Origin of the sequence: Patiriisocius marinistellae (genome assembly GCF_009014635.1) — a bacterium.
In the GTDB taxonomy this organism is placed as follows: domain Bacteria; phylum Bacteroidota; class Bacteroidia; order Flavobacteriales; family Flavobacteriaceae; genus Patiriisocius; species Patiriisocius marinistellae.
Window position 1 is genome coordinate 166,787 of record NZ_BKCF01000004.1, and the last position, 17,198, is coordinate 183,984.

Below are 17,198 nucleotides of genomic sequence, written 5' to 3' on the forward strand. Positions count from 1 at the left end.
AAATTGCTTTATGAAATATCTTTATCTCTATTTAAATATAGGTTCATTTATAATTCCTTTTTTATTTAGTTTTTATCCTAAATTTCAATTTTATAAAAAGTGGCAAGGTCTTTTTATAGGCATTGCTATAATGATGGCTTTTTTTATCCCGTGGGATATAATCTTTACAATTAATGGAATATGGGGGTTTAATGAAACTTATATTTCGGGTTACAAAATTCTTAATTTACCTATAGAAGAGTGGTTATTCTTTATCTGCATACCCTATGCATGTCTTTTTACCCATTACTCACTAAATTATTTTTATCCTAATCTTGCTTTTTCTACTAAAGCAACATCGATAATTTATGTAACTCTTAATTGTATTCTCATAATTACATTGTGGTATAATTTTGATAAATGGTACACGCTAATTAATTTTTTATATGTAATTGTATTATTAGGTTTAGTTTATAATTATAATATAAAACTCTTAGCTAAATTTTTACCCACGTTTTTAGTTATTTTAATCCCTTTTTTTTTTATAAACGGTGTACTCACGGGCAGTTTTATAGACAATCAAGTTGTGTGGTATAACAATACAGAGAATCTAGGAATACGCATGTTTACAATACCTATTGAAGACAGTGTTTATGCATTAGGAATGTTGTTAACAGTATTTGTAATAGTAGAATATTTTGAACGACAAAAAAGTGCTTTATAATGATGACTATCTCTCTATTTCGGTAGTAAGCAGTGCTCTTACTTTTTTACTATTCCACGATGCTGCACCTACTTTTTCAATGAGAATCTCTCCCTTTTTTGAAACTACATATGTAGTAGGCAATGCTTGAGAGGAGAATACTTCTGGAGCTTTTTGAGTTTGAATGAAAACCGGAAAGGTATATCCCTTATCTTTCATAAATTTTTTAATCTTAGCTGGTTTTTCTGCGGAAATAAAATAAAAATCAACCCTATCACCATAATCATTATATAAGCGTTGCATGGAAGGCATTTCGGCTACACACGGTGGACACCACGTTGCCCATAAATTAATTAAAGCTACGTTTCCTTTTGATTCAGACAAATTTTTAATAATTCCGTTGTTTGTTTCTAATTCCCAATCATATTTTTCAACAGAAACTCTTTCATCCTCAGAAATTTCAGAAGGACTAAATGATATTATACGCTGTGCAAAAACTTGAATAGGCATTCTGGTTTGTGGAATAATCAATAATCCTAATACTATTAAGAAGAGAAGATTTCCCCAATGTTTTTTAAAAAATTTCATAGTAGGCTGTAAATTTTGATTGCTATAATAAAGTCGAGATTAAAATTTTAACTTACGAGTTATAGATTACAATTTGTAGTATAAAAAAAACCCACATTTCTGTGGGCTTAGATATTTAATATTGCTGAATAAAATTAAGCATTTTGTTCTTTAATCAAATTTAAAGCACTTCCCTTTCTGTACCATTCTATTTGTGCAGCATTATATGTGTGATTTACTTTAATTGTATCTTTATTACCATCTTTATGCACAATCTCTACTGTTAATGGAGTATCTGGCGTAAAATCTGCAATATCAACAAAATTAAAGGTATCATCCTCTTGAATTAAATCGTAATCTGCTTCGTTTGCAAAGGTTAATCCTAGCATACCTTGCTTTTTAAGATTAGTTTCATGAATACGTGCAAAACTTTTTACAATTACCGCAGCAACACCTAAATGACGTGGCTCCATTGCTGCATGCTCTCTTGAAGAACCTTCACCATAATTGTGGTCACCCACTACTACCGTGTAAATACCAGCTTTTTTGTACTCACGTTGTGTATCTGGCACTCCACCAAACTCACCTGTTAATTGATTTTTAACAAAGTTTGTTTTCTTTCCAAATGCATTTACTGCACCTATTAAACAGTTATTTGAGATATTATCTAAGTGCCCTCTAAAACGTAACCAAGGACCTGCCATAGAAATATGGTCTGTCGTACATTTTCCAAACGCTTTGATTAACAATTTCATCCCTTGCATATCACTATCCTTGATGGGAGTAAATGGGGTTAATAATTGTAAACGCTCACTTGAAGAACTTACCTTTACCTCAATACCACTACCATCCTCGTGTGGCGCAACATAACCATTATCTTTTACTTCAAAACCTTTAGGTGGTAATTCCCATCCTGTAGGCTCATCAAGTTTAACCTCTTGACCATCTTCATTTAAAAGTGTATCTGTCATAGGGTTAAAATCTAAACGACCTGAAAGCGCAATAGCTGCTGTTAACTCTGGTGATGCTACAAAGGCATGTGTATTAGGGTTACCATCTGCACGTTTTGCAAAATTTCGGTTAAAGGAATGTACAATACTATTTTTAGGTGCATTCTTTGGGTCGTCGTAACGAGCCCATTGCCCTATACATGGTCCACATGCATTTGTAAATATTGTTGAACCAAGTTCTTCAAATAAACCTAAAATACCATCACGCTCAGTTGTATATCTTACCTGTTCTGAACCTGGATTAATCCCTAATGAAGTTTTTAACTTAAGCCCTTTGTCTAATGCTTGCTTTGCTATTGAAGATGCTCTTGATAAATCTTCATAAGAAGAGTTTGTACAAGAACCTATCAAACTCCACTCAACTTGCATAGGCCAGTCATTCTTAGTTGCTTTTGCAGTCATATCTTTCCCTACTTGTGTAGAAAGATCTGGTGTAAAAGGTCCATTTAAGAGTGGTCCTAATTCAGATAAATTAATTTCGATAACTTGATCAAAATACTGCTCCGGGTTTTCATAAACTTCCTTATCAGCTGTTAAGTAAGGCCTTACTTTGTTTGCAGCATCTGCAACATCTGCACGGTCTGTAGCTCTCAAGTAACGTTCCATAGAATCATCGTAACCAAAAGTTGAAGTCGTCGCTCCTATTTCGGCTCCCATGTTACATATAGTCCCCTTACCAGTACACGACATTGCCGTTGCACCAGGTCCAAAATATTCAACAACAGCACCTGTTCCTCCTTTAGCAGTTAGAATTTCAGCTACCTTTAAAATTACGTCTTTTGGCGCAGTCCATCCACTTAATTTTCCTGTCAACTTTACTCCTATTAACTTCGGAAATTTTAGTTCCCAAGCCATTCCTGCCATTACATCAACAGCATCTGCTCCACCTACTCCAATGGCAATCATTCCTAAACCACCTGCATTTACAGTGTGACTATCTGTTCCAATCATCATTCCTCCAGGAAATGCATAATTTTCTAAAACTACTTGATGAATAATTCCTGCACCTGGTGCCCAGAAACCAATTCCAAATTTATTTGAAACTGATCCTAAGAAATCAAATACTTCATTACTTGTTTCATTAGCTCTTTTTAAATCTTGCTTTGCACCTTGCTTTGCTTGAATTAAGTGGTCACAATGAACTGTTGTAGGAACAGCTACATTATCCTTACCAGCCTGCATAAACTGTAATAAAGCCATCTGTGCGGTGGCATCTTGACACGCAATACGGTCTGGAGCAAAGTCTACATAATCCTTACCTCTTGTAAATGCTTTTGATGGTGTTCCATCCCATAGGTGATTATATAATATTTTTTCAGAAAGTGTCAACGGTTTCCCTACAACTTCACGTGCTTTATCTACACGCTCAGCCATCTGGGCGTACACTTTTTTTATCATGTCAATATCGAATGCCATATTCTTTTCTGTTTTAGTTTTTATGTGTAATTACCTGCAATCTCTTTAATTACAAGTGTTGCGAAGGTACAAAAAATTGAAATAAATTAAAAATACTCCAACATATTTGACAAATACATGCGAATTATTTAAAGTTTGATGACAATTTATTTCAAATTTTGAAGATATGATAATTTTAGACAGTTGAAATTATCATATTAGCAATTTAATTTATGAAAAATGAAATGTAAGTTTAAAATTAATCTAGCTTAGATTTTTTTTTAGCTTCAGTAAAAATTACTCCAGTTAAAACTCTACTTAAAAAACAACCTATTGAAATAAGAAAAAACAAAAGATAAAATCTCAAATTCTTGTTTAAAATAATCTGTGTAATGATCACAAAAGAAAAGATAACAATAATATAGGGAGGAAAAAATTTTGAAAGAATACATAGCCCTTAAAATTCTTTTGATGAAAGCAAGTTACTTTTTAAAAGCTTTTACAATCGCAATCAGAATACCAGCAAATAATAAAATAACACCTATCCCTAAAATTAATGGTGCTTGTAGGAGTCCTATCCCTAAATGCATTAATTTAAAAAAAGCACCTATAATGATTAGAATTGCTCCTATTAATGCGAGTTTATATTGCAATTGAAGATTTTTCATAAGAATGTAATTTTAACAAAAATATAATATTAGCATCTTAACATATAAGCCTATCTAATATAAACAATATATAAAATCGGTTCAAAGAGGAATATTCTGTTGTTGATTATATTAGCAAGGCTAAAATAAACTAGTAATAATCTCTTCAATAGAAAGCCCTTCGGCTTCGGCTTTATAATTTTTAATCATTCTATGCCTTAAAATACCAATTGCTACTTTTTGCACATCAGCAATATCTGGTGAAAATTTACCTTGCAGTGCTGCATTTGCTTTTGCTGCTAGTATGAGGTTCTGTGACGCACGAGGACCTGCTCCCCAGTCTATATAATTTTTTACAATCTCTGGTGCCGCTTGGCTTTTAGGTCTTGTTTTTCCTACAAGTGTTACGGCATATTCAATTACATTATCTGCTACAGGAATACGACGTATTAATTGTTGAAACTCTATAATTTCCTGCGCGCTAAATAATGAATTAACCGTTTCGGCTTTGCCTGCAGTTGTACTTTTTACAACTTCTACCTCTTCAGCAAATGTGGGGTAATCAAGATTAATCGCGAACATAAAGCGGTCTAATTGTGCTTCAGGTAAAGGGTAAGTTCCTTCTTGTTCAATAGGATTTTGTGTAGCTAAAACAAAATATGGCAAATCTAATTTATAGTTCTGCCCAGCAACGGTTACTGAACGTTCTTGCATTGCTTCAAGAAGTGCAGCTTGTGTTTTAGGTGGTGTACGGTTAATCTCGTCTGCAAGAATAATATTTGAAAAGATAGGGCCCTTAATAAATTTAAAGGTTCTATTTTCATCTAATATTTCAGAACCAAGAATATCACTTGGCATCAAATCTGGAGTAAACTGTATTCTTTTAAACTGCAGTCCTAGTGCTTGAGAAACTGTATTTACAAGTAATGTTTTTGCAAGACCTGGCACACCAATTAAAAGCGCATGACCTCCAGAAAAAACTGACAATAATACCTGTTCAACAACGGCATCTTGACCTACAATTACTTTTTTTATTTCTTGCCTTAAGGCATCATATTTTGATACAAGCTGTTTTACTGCTGCTACGTCTGACATAGGTTTACTTTAATTTTTTAGTCCAATTGCTGGCAAATTCGCAATCTTTGTAATCTTTGTCGACACTTATATAAGTGTCTTTAATTTTTTTGTTCTGCCACTTTTCAATTGTGTTTATCTGTTTTTGACGTAATGCAAGTTCCTTTATTTTTTCATAATCCTTAATGAAATCTGCAGGATGCTCATCGTATCTATTTGTAACTGTTAAAAACTTGAACGTCTTTTTTCCTGTTCTATCTTGATCTACAAATACTTTTGAAACTTCTCCCTCTTGCAAGTTATAAACTTGTGCTCCAAGTGTAGGGTCCATTTTTGTTAAATCAAAGCGCGTATCTTGATTTGATGGATTTACTAGTTGACCTCCATTATTTCGTGTTTCTTTTTGATCTGAATATAAGCGCGCTGCATCACCAAAAGAGATACTGTCATTAATAATATTCTCTCTTATTTTATCAACTTTTTCTTTTGCTTTATCAATTGTCGCTTGCGATAATTCTGGGAATAAAATGATGTGTCTTACATCTACTTCTTGTCCTTTAATCTTATCTACTTTAAGAATATGAAAACCAAAGTCTGTTTCAAAAGGCTCACTAACCTCTCCTTCTAACAATGAAAATGCAACATCTTTAAATTCTTTAGCATAAGGATCACCTCGTCTAAAACTAGGTAATAAACCTCCCGTAGCTGCAGCACCATCTTTAGAATACAAAACTGCCTTTGTAGCAAAACTAGCCCCGTTTTCAACAATATCTGCTCTAAACTCGTTTAGCCTATCAATAACCGCTTGCTTAGCTTCTTTTGTAACTTCAGGCTCAATAACTATTTGGGCTATCTCTACCTCGGCACTAAATACTGGGCGTTCATCTTCTGGAATATTGTAAAAAAATTGTCTAACTTCCTCTGGAGTAACTTCTGCATTTTCTACAACTTTAGCTTGCATTCTATTTGCTAGCTCAATATCTTTTTTAGCTTTAAGGAGATCATTTTTAAGCTCTGTAATATTATCTTTTCTGTAATATTCAACTACTTTTTCTTCACTCCCTAACTGACCTACCATATATTCAACAAGTTGATCTACTTGAGGATTAATTTCTGTATCACTAACTAATATACTATCTACACGAGCTTGATGAATATATAATTTATCTTCCATTAATTTACCTAAGAGTTGACATCTAGAAATGTCTGCAGTGGAAACACCTGTTTGTTCAAACTCTAGATAACTTTTGTCAATATCGCTATCAAGAATTACATATTCACCCACAACCGCAGCAACACCCTCAGCTTTAAACCTTTTAAAAGGTACAATTGTATCCTTTAAATTAGTTGGTTTTTTATCTAGTATTAACTCTGTTTCTTTGGCAACTCCTGTGCTATCAACTTGAATAACTTCTTGCGCAAATACAATTGATTGGGTTAATAGAATAATAGCAATTGCAATTTTATTTAGGTGTGTAAATTTCAAATTTTTTGTTTTTAATAGCATCTTTCGTAATATCTCTTTCTAATTTTTTAATCAACTCTAATTTTCTTTTACTCAGTATAATTTGACTAATTGTAGGTTTTATATACTCTAATGGCGCAATATCATTGGGTTCAAGTACATCTATAATTTTCACCAAATATACTCCTAATGAATCTTCTAATTGTGAAAATTGAGACTTTTTTAGCACTGTTTCACTTTGAGCTTGGATGACTGGCAATTGTTTTAAAAGGGCTTCTCTTTTAACCCATATAGAGTCATTTAAATTTTGAGATTTAAACTGTAAGCTCACTTTAATTAATCCTTGTTTATCTACTTTATTAAAACGAGTAAATTGTTGCTTCGTTTCAGAAAGGTTAGCAAAATTTTTATTTAAGTGCAGGTAACGCAGTTTATATAAAGATTCTTTAAGTTTAAAGTTTTCTTTATTTCCCTCGTAATATAATTTATATTCTTTTTCAGAAATAACACTATCTAGCTGTTGTGTCGCAACCGCACCTTTATATGCTTCTGTTAATAAATCGTTTTTATAATCCTCAACAAGCCTATTGTACGTAGCAAGTTGCTCTGCTGGCAAATTAATATTTGCTTGATTTATTAACAATTGCTGTGTTGCCCATCTATTTATATAATTATTGATAATTGTTATACTATCTTCCTTTGAAATAGCATCATTAATTAAACCCTCAATATCCTCTTTATATAAAAAAACTTTATCAACTCGAGCAACTGGCTCCTCTTTACTAGCGCTGTTCAAAAAATCACAGGAAGTAAAAAAAAAAATAGATATTATTATGAAAAGGCTATATCTCATTATTTTTCAATACTTTTCTTAACTTTTTTTAATTGCTTTTTATTTACCTCAACATTATATTTTTTACGTAGATTATTCATCCATTCTTTTTCAATAACACCTTGATACTCATTTAATATTTTTCCTTTAACTTCATCAAATGTTTTTTGTGTAGCGGGTAATATTTCGTTTATTTTTAATATTCTATATGAATCTCCTACTTTGAAAATTTCGCTAATTCCTTTTTCAAATTTAAAGTCTGTTGGTAAATTTGAATCTCCACTCTCATAAACTCTTTCTGTAATTAACACATTTACTTTTTGTCCACTGTTCAAAGACTCCTTTACCTTTTCAGAAATCATACCATTAGTAAGTAATTTTCTGGCTTTCTCAAGTATTTCTTTATTACTTCCAGAGAACTCAGTTCCTTTTACACGATTTTGCCATTGGTATTTAGACGCTACCTTGTTGTAAAAATTTCTAACACCTATTGTATCATTTGCAGCTTTTTTCCATATGTTTTTCTGCATAACATCAAAAATTAAAAGACCATCTCTGTACTCCTGGACTACAGCACCATATTCTGGGTTTTCTTCTTCTAACTTCATTTTAAAATATTCAGTTAATTGTTTTGACTCAAAAAGCTTATAAAGATTATTAATTACCTGCTCTTTTGAGTCAATCAATATTATACTTGACTGGTTGTTCACTATAAAGTTTAAAAAATCATTGAAATAGATTTTTTTATCCCCACCTATATTTAATAACAATTTATTCTCTGCTCCTTTCAAAGTATCTAACTCCCATTTTCTTCTAAAAATATCATCTGAAATATGATCTTTTAAATCATCCATATAATCATTCAATGTCACTCCATATTTATCTATTATTTTTTTATTTACTGATGACTCTATGACCTTAGACCTATCACCGCGTTCAATTCTTTTTAATAAATCTTCTTTCTGTTCTTCGTATGTTTTTGAAGGAACATGCTCTTCAAGACGAATTACATGCCACCCAAAATTAGTTTTTACTGGTTTTGAAATTTCACCAACTTCCAATTTATAAACTACATCTTCAAATTCAGTAGATCTTAATTGCCCACGTTTAAACATTTTTAAAAGACCACCCTTCGCACCAGAGTTTTTATCATCAGAAAACTCTTTTGCTAATGAAGAAAAATCACCACCTTGCTCCAGTAATTGGTAAATTTCGTTGATTCTCTTTTCAGCATCAATATCATTACCATCTTTGATTAAAATCATAATATGCGATGCTATCACAGGGTCGCTTGAAGGCCTTCTGTCATTGACACTAATTATATGGTAACCAAAACTTGACCTAACAATTTGCGAAATATCACCCTTTTTAGTTTTATACGCCATATTTTCAAAAGGGTATACCATTGAAAAAGCTGTAAAATACCCTAATGCCCCTCCACGTTTTGCCGCTCCAGGCTCTTCAGAATATTCAGTTACTAACTTTTTAAAATCTTCTCCAGAAAGAGCCCTGGCACGTGCTTCACTAATTTTATTATATGCTGTAAGCGTATCTTGAGGAGAAGCATCATAACCAACTTTGATTAAAATATGGTCTGCATTTATCTCTTCTTTAGATCTTTCATAAGCCTCAAGCGCTAAATTTTCAGTCACTTGAGTTTCATAAATATAGTTTCTAGATAACTGATCACGGTATTTTTCAAACTCACGCTTATACACTTTATCCTTATCTAAACCCTGCGCATAAGCCTCAGTGACTTTAAGCTTATAATCAATAAACAAATCTAAATATCCATCTACAGATTTTTGCTTTTCATCTTTGACTAAATCTAGATTTTTTTTGTAAACATTTATAAACTCCTGACTATAAACAGGCTTTCCATCAATTGTCATTAAAACATCCTTATTTTTCTGTGCATAAGCACTAAAAATAGTTGCGAGAAAAACTAAGAGAATTACATTTTTATTCATAGTATTTTTTAATCTGAGCCTAAACAATTTTTAATTTTGCAAAAATAACAATTTAACAGCGCTACACAAATGAGTTACACTAACGTTAAAGCAATAATATTAGTCTATCTTCTTCTGAAATTTTAAATATATTTACAATACAACTAACCATTACAAAAATGAATTACGAGACTAAAGTTATTATTGAAAAACCTATTTCTGAAGTCATAGAAAAACTTGACAATCCAGAAAACATGAAACACTGGCAAAGAGGTTTTATTAGTTACAAAATACTAAATCAAAACACTCCAGGTACTGCAGGAGCCCAAATGGAATTACGCTATAAAATGGGAAAAAGAGATATGACCATGACCGAAACAATTATAAAGAATAACTTCCCGTCAGAATTTCATGCTAGTTATGACACAGGCACAGCCAAAAATATTCAGAAAAACTACTTTACCGCAATTGATAAAAATACAACTCAATGGCTGAGTGAATCACAATTTATATTCAATAACTTTATGATGAAAGCAATGGGCTTTCTTATGCCCAAAGCATTTAAAAAGCAGTCTCAAAAATATTTAAATGATTTTAAAAATTTTGTAGAAAACGGGACATCAGTTGCAGATAAATAGATTAAAAGCGCTGCAGAAATAAAACAAATAAAAATGAGTCAAAGAATAAAAATGATTTGGGATTTCAAAGGTCCCAATGCTTCAAAAATTGCATCACACCATGTAATTCACCTTAATGAATTTGCTATCACCGAAAGTCTTGAAAACACAATCTGTGATGTTGAAAAATTAAGTGATGTGCATCATATTGCTTACATGGTTATCGACGAAGAAAACATGCAAGACTTAAGAGCGCGATTAAAACCTAACCGAGGTCAATTATATAAAGAGTAGTATTTAATAAAATTAAGTATTACATGTTTATCTAAAATTTCCGAAGAAAATCTAAATCATATTATTATAAATTGACACATTTTCCATAAACTATTAACTTACCCCTACTCTATCATTTTATAGAGTTTAAAGACATACATTTTTTAAATTTATAATTGAACTAAAAAATACCCATTATTAGGTATTGTTCATAAAATTAAAAAATATTTTATTTGTCTTTAAACTTTTTAAAATGATGAAAACATTACAACTTACAATTTTCATAGCTTTTTTTGCTGTGTTATTTTCTTGCTCAGACGATGAAAATCCTGCTGATAACTTTTTAGGTACACAAGATGTTACTTTAACTCTCAACAACCAACCACATGAGCTAAAAGCTGGTGAATACTACCAGTCACAAAACGAAGCCAACTGTGAAATTACCGAAATTATGCACACTGGAAACTCAGTAGAGTTTGAATTTACCCTTGAAAACTCAAATGTTTTTGATAGATTCAGCTTTAATTATCGAAGTTCTTTCAATGGCGAACCAATTCCTGTTGGACAAACAGTTGAAAACCCATGGTTCTTTTCATTTTCTATGGCTCTTGCAAATGAAGATAATTATTACGTAGGATCATTGCTACAAGGAGAAAGCTACATTGGGCATACTGGATACCCAGATAATGCTATCGAAGTAATAATTGATAATATTACACTTGTGATCAATGAAAGAGTTTCAAATGGAAATGAAGAAGTTATTGATGGTGTTAGACAAGATTACCCATTTGAAAAAATAAGCGGAGTTCTTAATGTTGAATTTTCTAATGAAGCAGGAGAAAGTCAAAATGTAGAAATGGATTTTAATCTTGAGGGAGAGAATATAGTTATTGAGCCAGATAACAACATATTTACTGATCCAGGTGATGATGGTGGTAATGGAAATGGTGGCGGTGGAAATGGTGGCGGAGGCGCTGACTGTGATAATCTAGTTTACAGTGGACCAACTACAGGTCAAGATATGCAATGGTGCCAAGCTGCCCAACTTTACCAATGCTTAGGAGCAACGACTGAGCTTAATTATGTATGCGACGCACTTGCGCAATCTAACGTAAATTGTTCATATTGTAATTAATTATAGCAAATTTTAATCAAAGCTAATTTATTACTAAAAATACCCTATCTTATATAAGATAGGGTATTTTTCATTTTAGAAATATTTTACAAAAATAGTTTTAAAACTAGCGACTATAATTAGGTGACTCTTTTGTTATAGTTACATCATGTGGATGACTTTCATTAATTCCGCTAGCTGTAATTTTCACAAAGCGCCCCGTTTCTTTTAACGTCTCAATATCTTTTGAACCGCAATAGCCCATTCCAGCTCTAAGACCACCAATAAACTGTGTCATACTTTCAACAAGTTCACCTTTATATGGCACACGACCCACAATACCTTCAGGAACTAATTTTTTAATATCATCTTCAACATCTTGAAAATATCTATCCTTTGAGCCTTGCTTCATAGCCTCTACAGATCCCATTCCTCGGTAAGATTTAAACTTTCGACCTTCGTAGATAATTGTTTCACCAGGTGACTCTTTAGTTCCAGCTAATAATGAACCAAGCATTACACTGTCTGCTCCTGCTGCAATTGCTTTAGGAATATCTCCTGTGTAGCGTATTCCTCCATCTGCAATAACAGGTACACCACTTCCTTTAATAGCTGCTGCAACTTCAAGTACTGCTGAGAACTGCGGAAATCCAACTCCGGCAACTACGCGCGTTGTACAAATTGATCCTGGCCCTATTCCTACTTTAACAGCATCTGCACCTGCTTCTACTAAGTATTTAGCCGCATCTGCAGTTGCAATATTTCCAACAACTACATCTAGATTTGGAAATTTCTTTTTTACTTCTTTTAATACCATAACCACCCCTTTTGTGTGACCATGCGCAGTATCAATAATAACCGCATCTACTTGTGCATTTACTAATGCCTCTGCTCTTTCAACAGCATCTGCAGTAACACCAAGTGCCGCAGCAACTCTTAATCGACCAAAGGTATCTTTATTTGCTGTTGGCTTTAATGTAAGTTTTGTTATATCTCTAAATGTGATTAACCCAAGTAATTTACCTGCATCATCTACTACTGGCAACTTTTCAATTTTGTTTTTTTGAAGTATAAGCTCCGCTTCTTTTAATGATGTCCCTTCAGCAACAGTGACAAGGTTTTTAGTCGTCATTATATCATTCAACTTGCGCTCGTAGTCTTTCTCAAAACGCAAATCTCTATTAGTAACAATACCAATTAACATACCTGCATCATCAATAATAGGAATTCCACCTATACTGTATTCTCGCATTGTTTTTTGAGCATCACCCACAGTGTTATCTTTTTTCAAAGTAACAGGATCTTGAATCATACCACTCTCTGCACGTTTTACTTTACGCACCTCGGCAGCTTGTTGCTTGATGGTCATATTTTTATGCAACACACCAATACCTCCTTCACGTGCAATAGCAATAGCCATAGCACTCTCTGTCACCGTATCCATAGCTGCAGAGACGATAGGTACATTTAAAGTTATGTTCTTTGAAAATTTTGTTTTAATGGAGACTTCTCTCGGTAGAACTTCAGAAAAAGCGGGTACTAAAAGGACATCGTCATAAGTTAGTCCTTCTCCTAAAATTTTGTTTTCGTGTGCGGTCATTGCAATTAGTATTTACTTTCTAGAAGTAGTGAAAGTGGTTAACATATAATTGCGTGTAAAGGTACTATTATTAATTAAGTTTTTTAAATTACTTGATTAATACTTTGGCTCTTTTGAAATTTCAGAAGTTTTTAAAAAATTAATCCAATTTAAACTGCAACAATGCATACCAAGTACGTGGTTGGCTAGGTAAAATTCCTGGCCCGGGATACCCTGTTGCGCGTCTTGTAAAGTAACTATTATTTAGTACATTATTTATACCCGTTTCTAGTTTAAACCTATTGTAAGTGTACGATAACGACAGGTCTAGAATATCATACGCAGGAATCTCACCAATGATTCCGCTTTGACTTTCAAGGTCGCGAGGAGAATTTGTAGCATCAGTAAATTGTTTTGACAAATACGTATATTGAAGGCTTCCTAGAAAGTTTTTATATCCAAAACCAACACCCGTTTTTAAATTAAATTTAGGAATAAATTCAACCTCTTTTCCTTCTACATTTGTTTCTTGTGAAGACGTGTACTCACTTTCTGTCACTGCTAAATTTACAAATGTGTTCAGTCTAAATTTTTTGTTTTCTGAAATCGTTTCCCAAATATTCCAATCGATAAAACTTTCGATACCGTAAGTGATTGCATCGCCTATATTTCCACGAAATCTTTCTTCTTGAATGTCACTCACTTCTCTAACAATAACCCCTAACCTATCTTGGTAACTCAATAAAAATGCACCAACATCATAAGAAACATATTTTTTAAATCTCCCGCGAACCCCTAAATCAAAGGTGTAACCTTGCTCATCTGTAATATTTGGATCCACGCTAAATGAAGGATTAATAATACGAATATCATTAAATGTTACGGAGCGATAATTCTGGCTCAGGTTTCCATAAAACTCTGTTACTGACGTGGCTTTATAGCTTAAACCAACTCCAAACAAAACAAAGCTCCTATCAAATTCTCGATTGTCTGGCAATGTTTCATTTGTAATAGGGTTTCCTGCCAAGTCTAATATTATATTTTTGTACTCTCCTTCGCTTTGTGTCTTTATATATTCAACCCTAAAACCTGGTGTCACTGAAAATTTATCTGAAAGTTTAAAAATATTTTCACCAAAAAAAGCAAGGTTCAAGTTAGGAAATGTAAAGTCACTTTGTCTTGCGTAATCTGGATATGTTGCGGTTGCAAAATCAAAATTAGCATCAGTTCCATTTGTACCTGGACCTTGTTGTTCACTATTTTCAGATTGATAATATTTTGCTCCCAATAATAATGTACTCTCTTTTTCAAATAAATTATAGCGCGTCAATACTCGGGCTTCAGCTCCCCAATTATTGAAATTCCCCACGATAAGTTCGCGGGGCGCTTCGAGGTCATCATCTTGAGATACTCTATTTTCTCTAAAACCAACCGATTTTCGGGATGCATCCAAGGCAAAAAGGTTGAGACTAAAATCTGTTTTTTCTGAAATTTCATGCTCCAAACGTAGCGAGTATAATTTCCAATTAACATCAAACCAATTTCTTGTTCGATTGCTAAAAGTAGGGTCGGCTTCAAATTGAGCATCGGTTAAACCTCCCGGTTGTTGTGCCAGATAATCTAAATAGCTAAACTCAAAAGCAACTTTTGTTTTTTCAGAAAAACTATAATCAACATGTGCAAAAGCATTGTAAGAATCAAACTGAGAGTTAGGTCTAAAGTCATTCCCTTTTTTATAATTAAAGTAAGTGTAGTATCCCACTTTTCCCACGGTACCACTCAAGCTATTAAAACTTGTAAACAAATCATTGCTACCTAAAGATTGTCTTGAAATCCAAGCTATCTTTTTATCTTTTTCAGGCTGCTTTAATTTAAAATTAATCAATCCACCAAATTGTGTTCCGTATTGCAAGGAAGCCGCACCACGCACCACTTCAATCGACTCGATTGCCTCTGCTGGCGGCGTGTAATAACTCTCTGGATACCCAAGTACATCTGCCGAAATATCATAACCATTTTGTCTTGTATTAAAATTTGCACTACGGTTAGGGTTTAAACCACGACCACCAATATTTAACTGCAATCCAGCATCATTATTCTCATAAATATTAAGTCCAACAACCTGCGAATAAATTTGGCGTGCATTTCCACTGGCAAGGTTTGCAGTGAGATTTTCAACGAGAACGACTTCGGTTTTTTTACCAGCGTAAATTGCAGTGCCTTCCACTTCTCTTAATTGACGAAGGGCAAATATGCGTTCTTTACGTTTTGTTATTAAAACTTCAGAGAGTTGTTCTCCCAATAGTGGTAATTCAATGATAATATTTTTGTCTTCGGAAACGGTAAGCATCATTTCCACTACTTCAAATTCAAAAGAAAATGCAACCAATTGATAATTTCCACTTGGTAAATTACTGAAACTAAATACCCCTAAAGCATCTGTTGTTTTTGAAATACCAAGTTGTGTTACATAAACCTCAGCATTCTCAATTGCCGAAGCTCCATCTTGCGAAACTACTTTCCCAGATAATTGATATTGAGCTGTTGCTATAAACGAAACCGTAAATAACATTACAAATAAAATACGCTTAAAAAATAAGGTCAACATTTATACTTATTATTTATTATTATAATCCTTTAATCTCATCACCAAAAGGCAATAAGAAGTCTCTAGGTTTGAAGGTTTCTTTAACTTTCAATAAATTAACTGATGGGTCCACAAACGATTGACTCAAGCGCCCATTAATCGCCACATAACTTTCTACATAAACTTCAATATTATTTTGACCTTGTGCTGCAAAATAATCGCCAAGAAAATGTGCATATTGAATGATAAAATCTGGCTGTGTACTCATTTGTTTTTCTTGAAAAGATGTCAAAAAATCTGAATTATTTACAAGAAATTGGCTTCCCGTATTTGAATTCTTAATTTTAAATTGGGCATAACCAGCTTTCTCCATTAACATTACCCGCCACGAAAAACGATACCCTTCTTCTGTCCAAAAAAGCTCACCGGGATACGCTAAATATCGCCACGGCAAAAGTACTTGAATAAGCAAGAAAAAAGCCACAATTACTACAGACATTTTAGAGTTAAATAGATATGCACTGGAAGTTATATTATTTTGAATTTTAGCTTCGGAAATTTTAAACAATTTAGAAATACCGTTAATAATTTTTTGATGAAACGAAGCATCAAAAAAGATTAAAGCACTTACTATCATGACAAAAGGAAATACACCAATAGGGAATAAAACTCGTGTTAAAACATGAAAAACAATTACTAAGAAGAACGCTACTTTCCTAGTGGGTTTATATAAAAGTAGAAATGGTATCATTAAATCGTATAACATTCCACCCCAACTAAAGACATAATGAAGCCACTCTTGTTGTAGCACATTTCCGAAGAAAGGGATATCATATTTTGAGGGCAACCAAATCTTTAATGGCATTGCTTCTAGCAACCAATCACTATTTAACTTTGCTAATCCTGCGTAGAAATAAACTATAAATAGTAACGCTTTAATTACATCAATAGTCCAGCGAGGTACTGTTGCAAAATGACGATTTTTGTTTTGGTAAGCATCAATTGAAAAATAAGCATTTGCTGGCAAAAACATGAGCAAAAAGGCCATACAACTTATAAAGTAATAGTGATTAAGATATGTTGTTTTGTCAATGAGTTCAATGTAAGTAAAGCTTAAAAAAAATATAATACTAGCGATCCTATATTTAAAACCTAGCGCAACACAAAGCGCAGCGATACCGCAGATAATAAAAAGCGCATAATTATATACCCCTAAAGTTTGTACCCACTCAAAACCAAAGTATTTAAAATGAAATGATGGTTCATTATAAAGTGTTTTTATCCATCCATTTGCCCAAAATCTAATAATATTATACACCATCATCAACCCAAAGAAAATACGAAAGACTGCCAACGGGGCAGCCTTTATATGTGTATTTAAATATGTGTTGAGTGTTTTGATATATA

Annotated in this window: 14 protein-coding genes; 4 read left to right on the forward strand and 10 right to left on the reverse strand. The window is 33.0% G+C overall.

All coding sequences use genetic code 11. From position 1 onward, the window contains the following. Positions 1–10: 10 nt before the first annotated feature. Positions 11–703 (forward strand): lycopene cyclase domain-containing protein, encoded by a 693-nt coding sequence (locus tag GB234_RS11120; RefSeq protein WP_151894640.1) that lies wholly within the window; start codon positions 11–13, stop codon positions 701–703. Positions 704–709: 6 nt separating this feature from the next. Here the strand turns inward: GB234_RS11120 and GB234_RS11125 are convergent, their stop codons facing one another. From GB234_RS11125 to GB234_RS11155, 7 genes are all read right to left on the reverse strand, one after another. After that, the gene (locus GB234_RS11125) at positions 710–1,270 is read right to left on the reverse strand and encodes a TlpA family protein disulfide reductase (RefSeq protein ID WP_151894641.1); all 561 of its coding nucleotides are present in this window, start codon (positions 1,268–1,270) and stop codon (positions 710–712) included. Positions 1,271–1,404: 134 nt separating this feature from the next. Further along, entirely contained in the window at positions 1,405–3,675 is a 2,271-nt protein-coding gene (locus tag GB234_RS11130) for an aconitate hydratase (RefSeq protein ID WP_151894642.1), read from the reverse strand. Positions 3,676–4,136: 461 nt separating this feature from the next. Next, a complete protein-coding gene (locus GB234_RS11135; protein WP_151894643.1) occupies positions 4,137–4,322 on the reverse strand; it encodes a hypothetical protein in 186 nt (61 codons plus the stop codon). Positions 4,323–4,442: 120 nt separating this feature from the next. Beyond that, the gene (locus tag GB234_RS11140; RefSeq protein WP_151894644.1) at positions 4,443–5,396 is read right to left on the reverse strand and encodes an AAA family ATPase; all 954 of its coding nucleotides are present in this window, start codon (positions 5,394–5,396) and stop codon (positions 4,443–4,445) included. Between the two features lie 4 nt (positions 5,397–5,400). Then, positions 5,401–6,861 (reverse strand): peptidylprolyl isomerase, encoded by a 1,461-nt coding sequence (locus GB234_RS11145; RefSeq protein WP_308645066.1) that lies wholly within the window; start codon positions 6,859–6,861, stop codon positions 5,401–5,403. Next, the gene (locus GB234_RS11150; protein WP_151894646.1) at positions 6,839–7,693 is read right to left on the reverse strand and encodes a peptidylprolyl isomerase; all 855 of its coding nucleotides are present in this window, start codon (positions 7,691–7,693) and stop codon (positions 6,839–6,841) included. The genes GB234_RS11145 and GB234_RS11150 overlap by 23 nt, the downstream gene beginning before the upstream one ends. Continuing rightward, positions 7,693–9,642, reverse strand: a complete 1,950-nt coding sequence (locus GB234_RS11155; RefSeq protein ID WP_151894647.1) for a peptidylprolyl isomerase — start codon at positions 9,640–9,642, stop codon at positions 7,693–7,695. The genes GB234_RS11150 and GB234_RS11155 overlap by 1 nt, the downstream gene beginning before the upstream one ends. A gap of 158 nt (positions 9,643–9,800) precedes the next feature. On the opposite strand from GB234_RS11155, the gene GB234_RS11160 reads away from it, so the two are divergent. The 3 genes from GB234_RS11160 to GB234_RS11170 all read left to right on the forward strand — a co-directional run bounded on the left by GB234_RS11160 (position 9,801) and on the right by GB234_RS11170 (position 11,646). Next, on the forward strand, positions 9,801–10,259 hold the full coding sequence (locus tag GB234_RS11160; RefSeq protein ID WP_151894648.1) for an SRPBCC family protein: 459 nt from the start codon (positions 9,801–9,803) through the stop codon (positions 10,257–10,259). A 33-nt stretch (positions 10,260–10,292) separates the two neighbouring features. Beyond that, positions 10,293–10,532, forward strand: coding sequence for a hypothetical protein (locus tag GB234_RS11165; RefSeq protein ID WP_151894649.1), 240 nt, complete (start codon positions 10,293–10,295; stop codon positions 10,530–10,532). Between the two features lie 232 nt (positions 10,533–10,764). After that, a complete protein-coding gene (locus GB234_RS11170) occupies positions 10,765–11,646 on the forward strand; it encodes a hypothetical protein (protein WP_151894650.1) in 882 nt (293 codons plus the stop codon). A 106-nt stretch (positions 11,647–11,752) separates the two neighbouring features. Here GB234_RS11170 and guaB read toward each other — a convergent pair whose 3' ends face one another. The 3 genes from guaB to GB234_RS11185 all read right to left on the reverse strand — a co-directional run bounded on the left by guaB (position 11,753) and on the right by GB234_RS11185 (position 17,145). Continuing rightward, positions 11,753–13,225, reverse strand: a complete 1,473-nt coding sequence (gene guaB, locus GB234_RS11175) for an IMP dehydrogenase (RefSeq protein WP_151894651.1) — start codon at positions 13,223–13,225, stop codon at positions 11,753–11,755. A 139-nt stretch (positions 13,226–13,364) separates the two neighbouring features. Beyond that, positions 13,365–15,812 (reverse strand): TonB-dependent receptor domain-containing protein, encoded by a 2,448-nt coding sequence (locus tag GB234_RS11180; RefSeq protein WP_151894652.1) that lies wholly within the window; start codon positions 15,810–15,812, stop codon positions 13,365–13,367. Positions 15,813–15,831: 19 nt separating this feature from the next. Continuing rightward, a complete protein-coding gene (locus tag GB234_RS11185; RefSeq protein WP_262714111.1) occupies positions 15,832–17,145 on the reverse strand; it encodes an HTTM domain-containing protein in 1,314 nt (437 codons plus the stop codon). Between the last annotated feature and the right edge of the window lie 53 nt (positions 17,146–17,198).